The sequence below is a fragment of the Methyloversatilis sp. genome (assembly GCF_030696805.1).
In the GTDB taxonomy this organism is placed as follows: Bacteria; Pseudomonadota; Gammaproteobacteria; order Burkholderiales; family Rhodocyclaceae; genus Methyloversatilis.
In genome coordinates this window covers 1-16,534 of record NZ_JAUYRO010000028.1, presented here as the reverse complement: position 1 = coordinate 16,534, position 16,534 = coordinate 1, and the positions used below count along the sequence as shown (strand labels likewise).

13 protein-coding genes and 1 CRISPR repeat array are annotated in these 16,534 nt (G+C 65.9%); of the genes, 6 read left to right on the top strand and 7 right to left on the bottom strand.

Annotation, left to right across the window (positions count from 1 at the left end):
* Window positions 1–392: 392 nt before the first annotated feature.
* The gene (gene fnr / locus Q8R75_RS03490) at window positions 393–1,127 is read right to left on the bottom strand and encodes a fumarate/nitrate reduction transcriptional regulator Fnr (RefSeq protein ID WP_305626222.1); all 735 of its coding nucleotides are present in this window, start codon (window positions 1,125–1,127) and stop codon (window positions 393–395) included.
* 73 nt (window positions 1,128–1,200) lie between these two features.
* Between fnr and hemN the strand changes: the two genes are divergently transcribed.
* The 4 genes from hemN (at window position 1,201) to Q8R75_RS03470 (ending at window position 5,496) form a co-directional block, all read left to right on the top strand.
* Window positions 1,201–2,586: an oxygen-independent coproporphyrinogen III oxidase gene (hemN, locus tag Q8R75_RS03485; protein ID WP_305611062.1), complete on the top strand. Its 1,386-nt coding sequence runs from the start codon at window positions 1,201–1,203 to the stop codon at window positions 2,584–2,586.
* 170 nt (window positions 2,587–2,756) lie between these two features.
* Window positions 2,757–3,482, top strand: coding sequence for a sulfite exporter TauE/SafE family protein (locus tag Q8R75_RS03480; protein WP_305611064.1), 726 nt, complete (start codon window positions 2,757–2,759; stop codon window positions 3,480–3,482).
* Window positions 3,483–3,510: 28 nt separating this feature from the next.
* Window positions 3,511–3,936 carry a universal stress protein gene (locus Q8R75_RS03475; RefSeq protein WP_305611066.1) on the top strand — a complete coding sequence of 142 codons (426 nt, stop codon included), beginning with the start codon at window positions 3,511–3,513 and terminating at the stop codon, window positions 3,934–3,936.
* 111 nt (window positions 3,937–4,047) lie between these two features.
* A complete protein-coding gene (locus Q8R75_RS03470; RefSeq protein ID WP_305611068.1) occupies window positions 4,048–5,496 on the top strand; it encodes an HDOD domain-containing protein in 1,449 nt (482 codons plus the stop codon).
* A gap of 35 nt (window positions 5,497–5,531) precedes the next feature.
* Here the strand turns inward: Q8R75_RS03470 and Q8R75_RS03465 are convergent, their stop codons facing one another.
* The 5 genes from Q8R75_RS03465 to Q8R75_RS03445 all read right to left on the bottom strand — a co-directional run bounded on the left by Q8R75_RS03465 (window position 5,532) and on the right by Q8R75_RS03445 (window position 12,078).
* Complete coding sequence (locus Q8R75_RS03465) at window positions 5,532–6,932, bottom strand: endonuclease/exonuclease/phosphatase family protein (protein ID WP_305611070.1); 1,401 nt, start codon at window positions 6,930–6,932, stop codon at window positions 5,532–5,534.
* A gap of 28 nt (window positions 6,933–6,960) precedes the next feature.
* Complete coding sequence (locus Q8R75_RS03460) at window positions 6,961–8,136, bottom strand: esterase-like activity of phytase family protein (protein ID WP_305611071.1); 1,176 nt, start codon at window positions 8,134–8,136, stop codon at window positions 6,961–6,963.
* 18 nt (window positions 8,137–8,154) lie between these two features.
* A complete protein-coding gene (locus Q8R75_RS03455; protein ID WP_305611073.1) occupies window positions 8,155–9,372 on the bottom strand; it encodes an FxDxF family PEP-CTERM protein in 1,218 nt (405 codons plus the stop codon).
* A gap of 91 nt (window positions 9,373–9,463) precedes the next feature.
* Window positions 9,464–10,735, bottom strand: a complete 1,272-nt coding sequence (locus Q8R75_RS03450) for a glycerophosphodiester phosphodiesterase family protein (RefSeq protein WP_305611075.1) — start codon at window positions 10,733–10,735, stop codon at window positions 9,464–9,466.
* 89 nt (window positions 10,736–10,824) lie between these two features.
* Window positions 10,825–12,078 (bottom strand): esterase-like activity of phytase family protein, encoded by a 1,254-nt coding sequence (locus Q8R75_RS03445; RefSeq protein WP_305611076.1) that lies wholly within the window; start codon window positions 12,076–12,078, stop codon window positions 10,825–10,827.
* 283 nt (window positions 12,079–12,361) lie between these two features.
* Here Q8R75_RS03445 and argJ point away from each other — a divergent pair, with 283 nt between their 5' ends.
* Together argJ and Q8R75_RS03435 are read left to right on the top strand one after the other, a co-directional pair.
* The gene (gene argJ, locus Q8R75_RS03440; RefSeq protein WP_305611078.1) at window positions 12,362–13,603 is read left to right on the top strand and encodes a bifunctional glutamate N-acetyltransferase/amino-acid acetyltransferase ArgJ; all 1,242 of its coding nucleotides are present in this window, start codon (window positions 12,362–12,364) and stop codon (window positions 13,601–13,603) included.
* A 5-nt stretch (window positions 13,604–13,608) separates the two neighbouring features.
* The gene (locus Q8R75_RS03435) at window positions 13,609–14,331 is read left to right on the top strand and encodes a UPF0149 family protein (protein WP_305611080.1); all 723 of its coding nucleotides are present in this window, start codon (window positions 13,609–13,611) and stop codon (window positions 14,329–14,331) included.
* Window positions 14,332–14,337: 6 nt separating this feature from the next.
* Here Q8R75_RS03435 and Q8R75_RS03430 read toward each other — a convergent pair whose 3' ends face one another.
* Window positions 14,338–14,673 carry a UPF0175 family protein gene (locus Q8R75_RS03430; protein ID WP_305611082.1) on the bottom strand — a complete coding sequence of 112 codons (336 nt, stop codon included), beginning with the start codon at window positions 14,671–14,673 and terminating at the stop codon, window positions 14,338–14,340.
* A 469-nt stretch (window positions 14,674–15,142) separates the two neighbouring features.
* Window positions 15,143–16,517: a CRISPR direct-repeat array (repeat unit 28 nt; unit sequence GGTTCATCCCCGCGCCTGCGGGGAACGG).
* Between the last annotated feature and the right edge of the window lie 17 nt (window positions 16,518–16,534).

Here is a 16,534-nt window from a genome sequence, read left to right as displayed (position 1 = left end):
CCAACACCCCACCGCCGCCAAATCAACCCAGGTCGAAAAAGCGCACCCACCCCGCCCCGGCCCGTAGGTTGGGGTGAGCACAGCGATGCCCAACACCCCACCGCCGCCAAATCAACCCACGTCGAAAAAGCGCACCCACCCCGCCCCGGCCCGTAGGTTGGGGTGAGCGCAGCGATGCCCAACACCCCACCGCCGCCAAATCAACCCAGGTCGAAAAAGCGCACCCACCCCGCCCCAGCCCGTAGGTTGGGGTGAGCGCAGCGATGCCCAACACCCCACCGTCGCCAAGTTAATCCACGTGAAAAAAGCGCACCCAGCCCGGCGTAGCCACCCCGTAGGTTGGGGTGAGCGCAGCGATGCCCAACACCCCACCCACCATCACCACAGCGCCCTCAGCAGCGCGGGCTCATCGCCTTCTTCAGGTCGTCCAGCTTGTGGATGCGGATGTTCTTGTTGCTGACCGACAGCAGACCTTCGTCCTGCAGGCGCGACAGGCCGCGACTGACGGTTTCGAGCTTGAGGCCGAGATAGGAGCCGATTTCCTCGCGCGTCATGCGCAGGTTGAATTCGGTTGCCGAATAGCCACGGGACAGGAATCGCTGCGACAGATTCACCAGGAAGGCGGCCAGACGCTCTTCGGCACGCATCGTGCCGAGCAGCATCATGACGCTCTGGTCGCGCACGATTTCGCGGCTCATCACCTTGTGGAAATGATGCTGCAAGGTGTCGATCTCGCGCGACAGTTCCGACAGGCGGTTGAACGGGATGACGCACACCTCGCTGTCTTCCAGCGCACGGGCGTCGCAGTTGTGCTGACCGGTGCCGATGCCATCCAGCCCCATCAGTTCGCCCGCCATCTGGAAGCCGGTCACCTGCTCGCGGCCGTCTTCCGAAACCACTTCGGTCTTGAAGAAACCGGTGCGGATGGCGAACAGCGACTGGAAGGACTCACCGGACAGGTAGAGCGGCATGCCGCGCGCCACCTTGCGGCGCGTGCCGACTAGTTCATCGACACGTTCGATTTCCTGTTCCGTCAGGCCGACCGGCATGCACAGCTCGCGCAGATTGCATGCCGAACAGGCCACTTGAAGACCTTGTGACGTGATGGGTATCTGGACGCTGCTCATTATTGACGTTGATCAATGCGCGGTGGGGGGCGCGCTTGCATGATGGACGCACCGCAAAGTGTGCCAATAAAACATGAATGTCGCAAAAGAACTCGTGTTCGACCCGCAGCTGATGCGGCGTTTTGATGTGCCCGGCCCGCGCTACACCTCGTATCCGACGGCCGATCGCTTCAATTTTTCGCATGATGCACGGGCGCATGGGGCGCGGCTTGAGGCGCGCAATGCGGCTGCCGGGCCGTTGTCGATCTACATCCACATCCCGTTCTGCGACACGATCTGCTACTACTGCGCCTGTAACAAGATCATCACCAAGGATCACGCGCGCGCCGACAGCTATGTCGACACGCTGCTGCGCGAACTGGCGATGAAGGCAGCACTGGTCAAGGGCAGTCGCGAAGTGGCCCAGCTCCATCTGGGCGGCGGCACGCCCACCTTCCTGAGCGATGCGCAGATGACCCGGCTGTTCGAAGGCCTGCGCAGCCACTTCCGCATCGCCGACACGGCGCAGTGCTCGATCGAAATGGATCCGCGCGGTGTCAGTGCCGCCCGTGTGGCGCATCTGGGATCGCTCGGTTTCAACCGCATCAGCATCGGCGTGCAGGACTTCGACCCCGTGGTGCAGCGCGCGGTGAACCGCATTCAGAGCGTGGAAGAGACCGAAGTCGTACTGCGCGCGGCGCGCGCCAATGGCTTCGTGTCATCCGGCGTCGACCTGATCTACGGTCTGCCTGGCCAGACGCTCGACAGTTTCGACGCCACGCTGGCCACCCTGATCCGGCTGGCGCCGGATCGTGTCGCCATCTATCACTACGCGCACCTGCCGAAGCAGTTCATGCCGCAGCGACGCATCGACGAAAGCATGCTGCCCGACGCCACCGTGCGGCCGCAGTTGCTGAAACTGGCGATCGACCGCCTGCACGAAGCCGGTTACGTGCATGTCGGCATGGACCACTTCGCCCGCCCCGACGACGAGCTTGCACAGGCGCAGCGCCACGGCCGGCTGCAGCGCAATTTCCAGGGCTATTCGACGCACGCCGGCTGTGACCTGATCGGGCTCGGCGTGTCGGCCATTTCCCGCGTCGGCGCAAGTTTCGCGCAGAACCACCGCACCCTCGAAAGCTGGGCCAAAGCGATCGATGACGGCGAACTGCCGGTCATGCGCGGTCTGGAAATGACCGCCGACGACAGCGTACGCAGCGCCGTGATCGGCGCACTGATGTGCCACTTCGAATTGTCGATCGAAGCGATAGAAAGCAGTTACGCCATCGATTTCAAGAAGTATTTCGCCCCGGAGCTGGCTGAACTGCAGGAACTGGCCGATGCCGGCTTGCTGACGCTGGAGCCGGACTGGATCGGCATCACGCCGCGCGGTCGCCTGCTGGTGCGCGCCGTATGCATGGTGTTCGACCGTTATCTGCGCCTCGATTCGGAAACGGTTCGCTACTCGAAAGTCGTTTAAGGCAAACAAGCTCGAAGGTCTGCTGTCCTTGAAACTCAGGCCGCGCCTGCCTCACGCATGCCGTGCGCGCCTTCGCACCCGCAGATCCGCACGCTGCACCGTCTTGCATGCACACGGCGCTCGGCGCACGATCGCGCCAAACGTTCCCGTTCAACAGTGATTGATCTCCCATGAGTCTCGGCCTTGCCGCGGTTTTTCTGGTCGGCCTGCTCGGCGGCGTGCATTGCGCCGGCATGTGCGGCGGCATCGTGTCGGCGATTTCAGCCGGCGTGCCGCAGGTCCGCCAGCCTGGCTGGCGCGCACAGTTGCCCGCCTTCTCGCTGCACCTTGCCTACAGCACCGGCCGCATCTCGAGCTATGCCTTTGCCGGCGCGGTCGCCGGTAGCATCGGCGGCGTCGGCCTGCTGGCCGGCAGCGCGTTGCCACTGCAGACGGTGCTGTATGTGCTGGCCAATGTGATGATGATCGCGCTCGGCCTGTACCTCACCGGTTATACACGGGTGCTCGCGCCCATCGAGGCGCTCGGCCGCCCGCTGTGGGCGCGCATCCAGCCGCTGGCGAGCCGCTTTCTGCCGGCGCGCACGCCGGCGCAGGCGCTGGGCGTCGGCCTGCTGTGGGGCTTTCTGCCGTGCGGCATGGTCTACAGCATGCTCGGGCTGGCACTGCTGTCCGGCTCGCCGGCCAGCGGTGCGCTGATCATGCTGGCTTTCGGACTGGGCACGCTGCCCAACCTGCTGCTTGCCGGCATGCTGCTGACCCGGCTGCGCGGGCTCACCCGCAATCCGGCACTGCGCCGGGTGGCCGGCCTGATGGTGCTGGGCTTCGGTCTGGTCGGGCTGGCGCGCGCGTCCACCCTCGGCGACGGGCTGTGGAACGGCCTCATCTGCCATACTTGAGTGTCCCTGCAACCAGACTGATTTCATCATGCGTATCCTGCTTGCCGTCGATGGTTCCGAACACGGTGTGCGCGCCGCCGCCGAAGTGTTGCGCCTGTCCGCCAATTTCACCAGCGTGCCCGAAATCCACCTGTTGTTCGTGCATGTAGCCGTGCCCAGCGGCCTGCTGCAGCACCACGTGAGTCGCGAGGCGCTGAACGACTACTACCGCGAGGAAGGCGAGGACGCAGTCCGCACCGCGCTGGAAACACTGCGCAACGCCAAGGTCGAGCCCATCCTGCACCTGCATGTCGGTCCGCCAGCGGAAACCATCGCCCGCTACGCCGAACAGCACGACTGCGAAATGATCGTGATGGGCCGCCGCGGTCATGGCGCACTGGCCAGCTTCGCGCTGGGCTCGATCGCCAGCGGCGTGCTGCATCATTCGAAGCGGCCGGTGCTGCTGGTTCTGTAAGGCTCGCGGATCTGGCTGCACGCGGCGCCGGAGCGCGCCGTCTGCTCAAGAAATCGCAGTGGCGCGCCGTTAGCCGGAAGAGTTACCCACTTTTCCGCTACGGACACGCATATGAGCGCCACACCCGTTGCCACCGATCCACTCCAGGTCTGGGTGGACAAGCTGCGCAATCAGGACATGCCCATCTTCAGCGCGACGCTTGCCGCCATCGGCGAGGTCGCGGAGAACGACGCCAGTCCGACCTCGGCGCTCGGGCGCATCATCCTGCGCGATGCCGGCATGACCGCGCGCGTGCTGCGCATGGCCAATTCCGTGTTCTTCCACGGCGAAGGCAGCCGCATCAACACCATTTCGCGCGCCATCGTGCTGCTCGGTTTCGACACCGTGCGCAATATCGCGATTTCGGTCGCGCTCATCGACGCCTTCCTGGCTGGCGGCGTACGCGACCGGGTGAGCGCCGAAATGGCGCGCTGCTTCCACGCAGCCGTCCATGCAAAACATGCCGCGACGGTGCGCGGCGATGCCTCGCCCGAAGAGGTGTTCATCGCGACCCTCCTGTCGCGCATCGGCGAGCTGGCTTTCTGGTGTTTCTCGGGTGAAGCGGGGCAACAGCTGGATCGCGCGCTGCGCAAGCCCAATGCCGTGCCGGAAAAGGTCGAAACCGAAGTGCTCGGCTTCCGTCTGCGCTCGCTCACCCAGTTGCTGGCGCGCGAATGGGCGCTGCCCGGGCTGGTGGCGAACGCCTGTGCGGACAACGCGCGGGCAGACAGTCGCGAGGCGCTGGTGATCGCCGGCTACCGGCTGGCCAGTGCCGCCGAAGCCGGCTGGCAGAGTGAAAAGGCGCGAGAAGCGATGCGCGACTACGCCAAGCTGCTGCGCCAGGACGTGGCGACGGTGGCGCCGGTGGTCGCCGCGCACGCGCGCGAAGCGGCCTGCCTGGCCGGCTTCTACGGCTGCGAAGAGGCCGCCGCGCGCATCCCGGTGCCGGCGCGTCCGGACGAGGAGGACGAAACCGGGGCACCGGCCATTCTGGCCGATCCCGATCCGGCGCTGCAGTTCGACATTTCGCGTCGCATGGTGGCGCTGATTGCCGCGCACTCGGCTTCCGGTGCAGTGCTCGATCTGGCGCTCGAAGGCGCCGGCCGCTCGCTGGGCGCCGATCGCGCGGTGCTTGCGCTGGTCACTGCCAACCGCACGCAACTCACCGCCCGTGCCACGCACGGCCGCGGCGCGCAGCAACTCATGCGCCATTTCAATTTCCTGCTGGCCGGCGCTGCGCGCGATGCGCTGACCGAACTGGTCGACCACGGACGCGTCATCGACGTCGAGGCGTCACACGTGCCCGCCCCCGGATTGCCGTCGATCACGCGCCTGCGCTCCGCACTCGGCCAGCGACACCAGGTGCTCGTGCCGATCAACGCTCATGGCCACGTCGTGGGCGTGCTGTACATCGATCGCGCTGCGACGCGCCCGCCGATGCGCCCCGGCACGCCGGAGGCGCTCGCAACCTTCGCCCAGCTTGCCGGCATCGCCCTGGAAGCGTCGTCGCGCAAGTCTTAGGGCGGGCTGACCGGGCGGCGCCCGGTCAGCTCCCCTTACTTCCGGCGCCGCGACGCCGCGGCAATCAGGCCCAGACCGGCCAGCAGCATCGCGTACGTTTCGGGTTCGGGCACGACCGTCACATCGACCCACACCGCCTTGTGATCGGAACTGGCCAGATTGGCGTAAAGGTTCGGGTCGCGGAAGGTGCCGACCAGATCGAACAGGTCACCGGTGGTGTTCGGCACCGACGTGTCCGGATCGACCGGCCAGAAGATGCCGGCATCGGTCATTTCGAGGTTGGCCGACGGCAAAACGTAATCGACGCGCAGATTGCCCGGTGCCGAATCGCTGAAGTCGGCGGTGTCGTACTGCGGGTCGCCGGCGTGCGACTGGTTCGCCGTGCCGTTGTTGCTCGGGTAGGTCGCCGCGGCCGTGCCGCCGGCCGACGCCGGGGTGAGCGAGGTGTTCACCAGCGGGTCGCCCAGAAGCTGGTTGATCGCACCCTGATAGCTGTCGCCGTCGAACGGATCGGCGTTGTAGTCGCCGGCGATGACGAACTTTGCGCCCGCAGCCAGGCCGCCGTTGCCGCCCTGATCGTCGTAGATGTAGCCGGCGCCATTGACATAGTCGGACCAGAAGCGGATTTCGTCGTGGTTGCGCTTGCCGTTGCGGTCTTCCGCGCCGTCGAAAGTGGGTGGCGTCGGATGGGCGGTCAGGAAATGCACGTCCTGACCGTTGATGCGCACCGTCACGTCGACATGGTTCTTCGACGACAGGCGCAGTGCGTTGATTTCGTCGGCCGAGTAGAAGGCCGACAGGTTGTTCGCGCCGGCGCTCGGGTCATTGGTCAGCAGATTGCCCGGCATGTCCTTCCACAGGAAATTCTGGAAGCTGCGCACGCCGACGATTTCGTACTTCGAGTAGATCGTGAAGCCGAACTGGCCGCCGTAATTGCCGAAACCGAAGGCATCGTCGCCGCCACCGATCGCGCCGTTGTTGTTCAGGTCGAAGCCGGACGCCAGACCGGTGTTGGTGTTCGGCGTGTAGCGGTGGGCATACTCGATGCCGCTGGTCAGGCCACGCACCGCGTTGCCCTGACCGACCGACAGGAAGTTCTGCTGGAACAGCCGTGCGCCCTCGCTCGAATAACCGAGGCCCATCGGCACGCTGCTGGCAGTCGGCGTGCCATTCAGGTCGAAGTCGAACTCATTCACCAGCAGCACATCGGCCTGCACGCGCTGGGCGATTTCAGCCACGTTGCGCGCCTGCCGGATGCGGTTGGCGACCGTGGCGCTGACGCCGACCGCGCCCGGGTTGGCGAGGTCGGACAACAGCTGGCCGGCGGCATCGCGGTTCAGCGACGCGTTGAAGGTGGCAAAGCGGACAGTTTCGGCGTGCGCCGCGCCGGCCGTAGCCAGCAGGGCGAGCGCGATCGGGGTGAGGGCGTATTTCATGTCGGGGCATCCTTTCAGAGGGGGTGGCTCAGCGACGGCGCATGCGCAGCGTCAGCGTCATCAGGCCGAGGCCGGCGAGGAACTGCACGATGCGGGTGGGTTCGGGCACAGCCGACACTTCGAGCGCGATGAACTGGGTGACCTGCGTGCCGCTGAAGTTGTTGTCGGCCGCCAGCACCAGCGTGCGATTGCCGTTGGCCAGGGTGTGGCCCCAGCTGATCGCCTCGATGTTGTCGAGCGTGATGCCCTCGAAAGCGATCGGCATTTCGAGCAGCAGCTCGCGGCGCATCGGCGTGTAGGTCGCGCCGATGAGGCTGGTGAAGCTGCTCACGTCGGTCGTGTCCGGCATGATTTCGGCCAGCGTGAGGCGGATGGTGTTGCCCACGCCGAAGGCGAAAGCGCGTTCCACCGCGATGAACTGCGTGTCGGAAATCGCCAGCAGTTCCGGCAGGCCGTTGTCCGGGCCGAATGGCGCACCGGGCACGGCATCGACCGGAATCGGCGGCAACTCGTAGACATACTGCGCACCGGCTGCGCCGCTGACCGGGTCGAGCGCGGTCACGCGCACCACGCTGCCATTGCTGACCGACGTGAGCGGGCCGTCCTGCACCAGCGCGTCTTCGTTGGCGGTCCAGATCGTGCCGCCGGGCGCCACCGTCAGCGCCTCGAACAGCTTGTTGCTGCGCCCTCCGGTGGTGGCGTTGTCGACATAGTTGAACATCGCCGGTGTCGCGAACTCTCGCACGAAGGCACCCGAGGTCGTCATTTCACGCACGAAGGGCTGATAGCGGCTGGCCGCATTGCCGCTCCAGTTGCCTTCCGACGACCAGTACAGATTGCCGTTGGGCGCCATCCGTATGCCTTCCGGATCGACCGTGCGGGCGTTCGACGGGAAGGTCGAGCCGTCCGGCCGCTGCATGAAGGTCTGGCTGTTGAGGGTGACGCCGTTGAAGCCGGCGGCATCGTAGTCCAGCGACAGGTTGTAGAAACGCGGCGTGCCGCGCTCGCCGCCGCGGTCGTCCGAAATCGCCCAGTAACGGCCGTCGGCGGCGCGGTCGAGCCCGGAAATGCCACCGAACTCGACACCTTCGAACAGCGTGCCGGTCGCGATGCGCTGCTCGCCGATGACGCGCAGCGAGAAGTCGGCCGCCAGCGCGTGGCCGGCGAAGGTGGCGACCAGGGCCACCAGCAAGGTCTTTTTCATCTGATTTGCTCCGGGTGATCAGGCGCGACGGCGGGCAGCAAAGCCGATCAGGCCCAGACCGGCCAGCAGCATCGCGTACGTTTCGGGTTCGGGCACCGCGGCCAGCGCAGCCAGCGCGGTGTCCGGGTGGTCCGAAAAAACGCCATCCACCCCCAGTGCGTAGAAGGCGGCGTATTCCTCTTCCGGTGTGCCGTAGCCCAGCTGGTATCCGATCGAGTCGTCGCGGAAAGTCCAGGTGTGCACCAGCAGACCGCGCGCGTGGGCGGCTTCGACGATGCCGGTACTGCCTTCGATGCGCCGGTCGCGCGCGTCGATCACGCCGTCGCCGGTGCGCTCGATGCCGTCCGCCACCGTCTTCAGCAGATAGGGCTTCCACGGGCCGATGCCGTCGGCGTAGCCGGCGATGAAGTCGAGGCCGGCTGCGCTCAGCAGGTCTCCGAAGGTGCGCGGGTCACCGGCTTCAGCGAAGTCGAAAGGGCGGTCATACGGCGGCACCGTCAGGTCCATGCTTCCGTCGGCGTTCACGTCCCAGGCGTCCATCAACTGCACCAGACGGATGTCGGTCTTGCCGTTCAGGTACTGCAGGTTCGATACCTCGAACGACTGGATGAAGACGGGCGCGGCGGCCGTGTTGCCGTAGGCGGCATGCAGCGTGCTGACCAGCTTGTCCTCGAAGTAATTTGCGGCAAAGCCGTTGTTCGCGGCCTGCGCATTCATGTAGACCGAGTGCTTCAGTTCCGGGTAGATGCCCACGCCCTTCGACTTCGCCAGCGTGATCACTTCGTCCAGCGTCGGGATTTCGTACAGGCCGTTGAAGCTCTGGTCACGGCTGGCGCGCGGCTGGATGGCGCGCATCGTCTTGATCTCGGCCAGCGTGAAGGTGTCGGCGAAGTAGGCGGTGGTGGACACACCGTCGAGCAGTCGGGTGCTCTGGCGGCTGGCGTCGAACAGCGCGGCGACGTTGGTCGTGCTGTCCAGGGTGGGCTCGTGGCGGGCGATCAGATGACCGTCCTTGGTCAGCACCAGGTCAGGCTCGATGAAGTGGGCGCCCTGGTCGATGGCGAGCGCGTAGGACTCCAGCGTATGTTCCGGCAGATAGCCGGACGCGCCACGATGGCCGATGACGATCGGGGCGTTGCCATCGAGCGTGTTCCACGCGAAGGCGGCCGGCGTGCCGAAGGCGGACAGCAGTGCGGCGCACAGCAGGGCGGGACGAAGCGAGACTGGGCTTTTCATGACATTTCTCTCCGGGAGAAGCGGCGTTCGGTCGGGAGGCGCGCGGGTGAGTCGCGCCCCCCGGGTCAGTCGGCAATCAATCGGTCGGCAATCAGCCAGCCTTGCGGCGGCGTGCCATGAAACCGGTCAGCGCGAGGCCGGCCAGCAGCATGGCGTAGGTTTCCGGCTCCGGAATCGACGCCACGGCGGCGACGCCGATGTCCGGGTGATCGGTGAAGAAGCCGTCCAGCCCGAGCGCGGTAAACGCCAGGATCTGGCCCTTCATGTCGCCGAAGGCGGCCGGGTCGCTGCTGGAATCGAACTCGTTCGGCAGGAAGATGTTTTCCGCGCGGAAGGTCCAGGCGTGCACTTCGAGGCCGAGGCTGTGCGCGTCGGCGATCAGGCTGGTCGGTGTTCCGAGCACGCCGCCCACCAGCGGAATCAGCAGGTTGGTATTGGCGCCGATGCCGTCGGCGTAACCCTCGATGAACAGCAGACCTTCGGCGTCGAGTTCGGCCAGCTGCACGTAGGTGCGCAGGTCACCTGCCACGGTGAAGTCATACGGCCGGCCGCCGCTGCTCAGCAGCTGCGCGATGCGGATGTCGGTCTGCGTATTGACGTACTGCAGGTTCGACACTTCGAACGACTGGATGTACACCGGTGCGCTGGCGGTATTGCCATAGTTGGCATGCAGCGTGGCGACGAGCGTGTCCTCCATGCGCGTGAGGCCGTTGGCGTCGGTGAAGTTCTTGAAGTAGGTCGGGTGCTTGGTTTCCGGGTAGATGCCGATGGTGCGGCCGGTTTCGATGCTCTTGGCCTTGGCCAGATCGATCACCTCCTGCAGCGTCGGAATGACGTACTGGTTATTGAACGCGTTGTTGCCGGTGCGCAGGTCGCGCAGACGTTCCTGGGTGCGGATGTCGGCGCGCAATTCGGCCGCGGTGAAGTCTTCCGCCCACCATCCACCGACCTTCTGGCCGTCCAGCGTCTTGACGGTGAGGCGGCCGGCATATTGCGGCAGTTCCCACACGTTGGTGCTGGTGTCGGTGCGGTTCAGCACGGGCGCGCCATTGACCATCTTGATGGTGCCGTCGCCATTCAGGTCGACGCGGGCCAGCATCGGTTCGTGACGGGCAACCAGCACACCGTCCCTGGTCATGACCAGATCCGGCTCGATGTAGTTGGCGCCCTGCTCGATCGCCAGCGTGTAGGCCTCGATCGTGTGTTCCGGACGATAGCCTGACGCACCGCGATGGCCGATGACCAGCGGCGCATTGCCGCTGAGCGTGTTGTAGGGCGACGCAGCCAGCGCATCGGACGGCGCCAGCAGCGGGGCGGCGCCAAGCGCGGCGGCGAGTGCGGCAAACAGGGCGGTGTGCTTCATGGTGGAGTCCTCATTGTTGGATCGCAGGCGGGGGCGGAACAGCGCGGGGTCGGGTCCGCAGGCAGGGTTGCCCGCGGACCCGGCTGTGCTCAGTTCGAGCGACGACGTGCCGCCACGCCGATCAGGCCCAGACCGGCCAGCAGCATCGCGTACGTTTCGGGTTCGGGCACCGCGGTGACTTCCAGCGCGATGAACTGCGTGAATTGCGTGGCGCCGAAGTTGTTGTCCGACGCGAGGATCAGCGTCTGCTTGCCGTTGAACGACGGTCCGAAGGTGAGACCTTCGATGTTGTCGAGCGCCAGCGTCGAGCCGTCGTCATTCTTCAGATCCGACAGATCGAGCAGCAGCGTCTTGCTGACGGCCGTGATGGTCTGCCCGGCGATCGAGTCGAAGCTCGACACGTCGGTGGCATTGCGCGCGTCGGCGTAAAACAGGCGGATCGTGTTGCCGGTCGCCGGAATGCCGTTCGCCGGTGTGCCCAGCGAGAACGAGCGTTCGATGGTGATGAACTGGCGGTCGCCGACGGCGATGAAGTCGGTCAGGCCGTTGGTCGCGAAACCGTTGGCCGGCGAGGGCGCGTACACGACCGGGCTCACGTCGTAGATGTATTCCGCATCGGCGGCGCTGCTGTCGATGTCGAACGACAGGATGCGGCTGCGCGAACCGTTGAAGGCCGTCGCCGGCAGGCTGTCCTGCGCGAGTGCGTTTTCGGTGGCGGCGTACAGCGTGTTGCCGTCGGTCGAGATCGCGAGGTTTTCAAACGCGAGGTTGTTGTAGACGCCCCTGTCACCCGGAGTGAGGCCCGTGTTGCTGCCGGACGGGTTGTAACGTGCCGGCACCGCGAAGTCACGACCGTAGCTGCCGTCGAGGCCGGCGCTGCGCACCGTGGGGTTCTGGAAGCCGGCGCCTGAGCGCTGACCTTCATTGCTCCAGTAAAGCTGGTTGCGCGTCGCGTCGTAACGCATGCCTTCCGGGTCGACCTGATTGGTGGCGAAGGGCAGGCCGGTCGTGTCGAGCAGCGTGGTCACACCGGTGAAACCCACGCCGGCCATGCCTGGTGTGGCCGAGCGCGTGAAGGCATTCAGGTCGAGCGACAGTTCGTAGAAGCGCGCCGGATTGAACGCCGAGCGGTCGTCGCTGATCGCGATGTAGCGGCCGCTGCTGGCCACGTAGTCGATCGACGACAGGCCACCTATCGTGGTGCCGGCGAACTGCGTGCCGGTCGGCACGATCTGCTGGCCGATGTAGCCGAACTCGAACGGCGCGGCGGCCTGTGCGCCGAAGCTGGCCAGCGACAGTGCGAAGGCGAGCGCGAGCGGGCGCGTATGCGATGAAAGCTTCATGGGATCTCCCTGGCTGGACACGGGGTGCGGACGAAGGTCCGAACGCTGGATCGCAGGCTAGAGCGCAGCAGTGACAAGGCCGTGAAGGGGTTTGCGCCGAATGGACTATCGATACCTGCCCCATGAATGAGGCAGTTCAGGCACCCTGATTTGCTGTGTGCGCGATGCAAATGGCGTCCTTCCGCAGCCGGATGGGCGCCGTGCGCGGGCGCCGCAGTACACCGCAGCTGCCGCCGATCCACCGGCGCGGTTAGACTGCGCGTTTTCCGCCGCGAGACCCGCCATGCCCGTGAATTACCAGACGCCGCCCGCCGAATCCATCCTGCCGGTCGCCGGCGTGCGACTGGGCATCGCCCAGGCCGGCATCCGCAAGGCCAACCGGCGCGACCTGTGCCTGATATCGCTGGTGCCGGGCGCCCGCGTCGCCGGTGTCTTCACGGTGAACCGCTTCTGTGCCGCGCCGGTGCAGGTGTGCCGCGACCACCTGTCGCGCAGCGACATCCGCGCGCTGGTCATCAATACCGGCATCGCCAACGCCGGCACCGGCGAGCCCGGCCTGGTCGCCGCGCACGCCACCTGCATCGCCGTGGCGCGCGTGCTCGGCCTGGCCCCCGAACAGGTGCTGCCGTTTTCCACCGGCGTCATCATGGAGCCGCTGCCGGTCGACCGCATCGAGCGCGGCCTGCCCGCCTGCATGGCCGATCTCGACGAAGGCAACTGGCATGCCGCGGCGCACGCCATCATGACCACCGACACCGTCGCCAAGGTGGCGTCGCGCACCGTGCTGATCGACGGTCGCACCGTCACGCTGAGCGGCATCAGCAAGGGCGCCGGCATGATCAAGCCCAATATGGCCACCATGCTGGGTTTCATGGCGACCGACGCCGTCGTGTCGCAGGCCGCGCTCGAAGCCATGGTGAAGCACGCCGCCGACCGCTCGTTCAACTGCATCACGGTCGACGGCGACACCTCGACCAATGATTCCTTCATGCTCATCGCCTCAGGCACCGCCGGCAACGCCGAAATCACCGCGCTCGACAGCGAAGCAGGCGCCGCGCTGGCCGAAGCCGTGACCTCGCTCGCCGCCGAACTGGCCCAGGCCATCGTGCGCGACGGCGAAGGCGCGACCAAATTCATCACCATCGACATCGAAGGCGGCCGCGACGTCGCCGAATGCAAGGCCGTCGGCTACGCCATCGCCCACTCGCCGCTGGTGAAAACCGCCTTCTTCGCGTCCGACCCCAACCTCGGCCGCATCCTCGCCGCCGTCGGCAACGCCGCGCAGATCCACCCGCCGCTGGAAGACCTCGACACCTCGAAGGTGAGCCTGTGGATCGGCGACTTCCTGGTCGCCAAAGACGGCGGCCGCAACCCCGCCTACCGCGAAGAGCAGGGCGCCGCCGCCATGGCCCCGTCTGAAATCGCCCTGCGCGTGACCCTCGGCCGCGGCACCGCCCGCGCCACCTGCTGGACCTGCGACTTCAGCTACGACTACGTGAAGATCAATGCGGATTACCGCAGCTAGCCTGCGTGGACGCGCTGAACCAGCCGCTGTCGCAGTCCGAGCTCGACGCACTCGAAGATTTTCTTGCTTTGCCGCACCTGCAGGATTCGTCGATGGATGTGCCGATGCTGGAGGGGTTTCTGACCGCCATTGTCATCGGTCCGCGCGTGGTGATGCCCGGCGAATGGCTGCCCCGGGTGTGGGACCGGTACGACGCATCCGTGGCACCCGCCTTCGTCGACGCCGGACAGGCCGCGCGCATCACCACGCTGCTGATGCGTTTCATGAATGGCATCGCAGATACCTTCCTGAACGACCCGGGCGCTTTCCAGCCCATCTTCTGGCAGCGGGAACAGCGAGGAGCCCCGGAATGGTGTGAAGGCTTTCTGGCCGGCACCGCGTTCTGCGATGCCGAATGGGCCGCTCTGTGGGAAGAGGAGCCCGCACTGTTCGCACCCCTGATGCGCCTGGGAACCGATGAAGGTCGAGCGATGATCCGCGAGGACGGCGAAACCGAGGTCTGGATGAAGCTGGTCCAGCCGATGCTGGTCGCCATTCATGAAATCTGGCTGCAGGCGCGCACCTCGGCGCTCGACAGCGGCTACGAAGGCGCTTTCGACGATGACGACGCGCCCGCCGAACCCTATATCCGTCCGGAGCCGAAGGTCGGCCGCAACGACACCTGCCCGTGCGGCAGCGGGAAGAAGTTCAAGAAGTGCTGCGGAGCGGGAGACCGGTCGGTGCATTGAGGTTCATCAATCATCGGCGCCACCAAAGTCATTTATTTGCTGCGCGAGTTCCGCACCTGTGAGATCGATCACCGGAATACCCGCCCGGCGAGCGTGATCGATCATGTCCGGGTAAGGCAGGCCTGCGATGCGCGCGGCACGACCAAGTGATACCCGCTGATCCCTGAACAGCTGGAGTGCGACCGCTTCAGCCAAGCCTGGTACTTCGGCGCAGACATCAAAGGGCACGGTCAGAAACAGCGTTTGCCCGGATCGGGTGACGACGGAAAACTGCCCCGACGCAGTGCTGTCCAGCAAAGTATCCGGGTTGTCCCGGACGTCGTCGATGTCGAAGGTGTCCATCGTTTCTGCTCTCCTTCATTGCTCCACTGCTCCCTCGCATGGCGTGGGTTCAAGCAGGCTTCAATTCGTGGCGCGGTTGCCGTACGGGGCCAGTCTGTCCGCAACGCAGTGGTCTGGCAACGACTCAGCGACTCCCGGCTTGCAGCAGGCCCAGCGATCGGGCGACGCAGTGTTCTTGCCCAATTCGCAGATGTCCGTTCTGTTTCAGCCCGCATCCGGCTCAGGCCAGCGGGGCGCGATCATCGAGTATGCAAATGAAACGAGGGTGTATCAGTTTTAGATCGGCAAACCGGTGAAAAGCGGGGTTGCCGACTGAAAATTGATACACCGAGTTGAGAAGATCGTGGCATTTGGAGTCCCGGTGATCACAGACGAGGTGTATGTGGAAATCGAGGTATTGAAGCGACAGGAGCTGAGTCTTCGGCGAATTGCGTCGGAGGTGGGGTGTTCTGTGAATGCGGTGCGCCCGCGGTTCATCACCGCGCCTGCGGGGAACGGCAGTATCGGCGCGGTCGTCCGAATACGGGGTTCGGTTCATCCCCGCGCCTGCGGGGAACGGATCCCTCCGCGCACGACCAGCGGTGCAGAGGGCGGTTCATCCCCGCGCCTGCGGGGAACGGTACAACCGCATTCATCTGCAGCTGGGCGGCACCGGTTCATCCCCGCGCCTGCGGGGAACGGTTGTCCCGGCCGTAATTTTAGAACCACCGCCACGGTTCATCCCCGCGCCTGCGGGGAACGGTTTCGAGCGATTCATACGCGCCCCACTCGTCACCGGTTCATCCCCGCGCCTGCGGGGAACGGGGAATGATGGCGACAGGGAGATGGTGAAATGACGGTTCATCCCCGCGCCTGCGGGGAACGGTTGGAACAGAACGATATGCAAGTGTTTTTTAACGGTTCATCCCCGCCCCTGCGGGGAACGGTGGTCGGCTGACCGTACGGCGAACCCGGCAGGCGGGTCATCCCCGCGCCTGCGGGGAACGGGAGTCCGAACCCTGACGGCATGTCGCTTGGCATGGTTCATCCCCGCGCCTGCGGGGAACGGGCCACCGAACCGGATTTGCAGGTCGCAATTCGCGGTTCATCCCCGCGCCTGCGGGGAACGGTCGCCCTGCACCCGCTTGCGCGTGTATGCCGTCGGTTCATCCCCGCGCCTGCGGGGAACGGCAGACCAGCAGCCGGCGACGCCGCGCCGCCGGCGGTTCATCCCCGCGCCTGCGGGGAACGGAAACCCGGTCGCAAGGGTAATGTCAGTAGCCATCGGTTCATCCCCGCGCCTGCGGGGAACGGCCACTGGTGACCGGCGGCTGCGTCGGCGGCAGCGGTTCATCCCCGCGCCTGCGGGGAACGGTGGTGACATCGTTTCGGTCACTAAGCCAATCCGCGGTTCATCCCCGGGCCTGCGGGGAACGGGTGCAACCCGCAGACCGGGTTTGTGCATCGCGCGGTTCATCCCCGCGCCTGCGGGGAACGGGAGCCCAAGCGCACGAAATCAGGCTGGCGCCTCGGTTCATCCCCGCGCCTGCGGGGAACGGTTGGGCTTGCCCTTGCGCTGTGCGTACAGCCACGGTTCATCCCCGCGCCTGCGGGGAACGGGCCGTGCAAGCCATCCAAGCCGATCCTGCGATGCGGTTCATCCCCGCGCCTGCGGGGACCGGCTTGGAACCGGCGCAGCATCCACGCCTGTGAGCGGTTCATCCCCGCGCCTGCGGGGAACGGGTTACTGCGGATATCCCGTCAGCTGCCTACAACGGTTCATCCCCGCGCCTGCGGGGAACGGGGCTGCGCCGCAGATGGCTCCGCTACTCATGGAGGTTCATCCCCGCGCCTGCGGGGAACGGGCGAGCAGTTGAGGCGC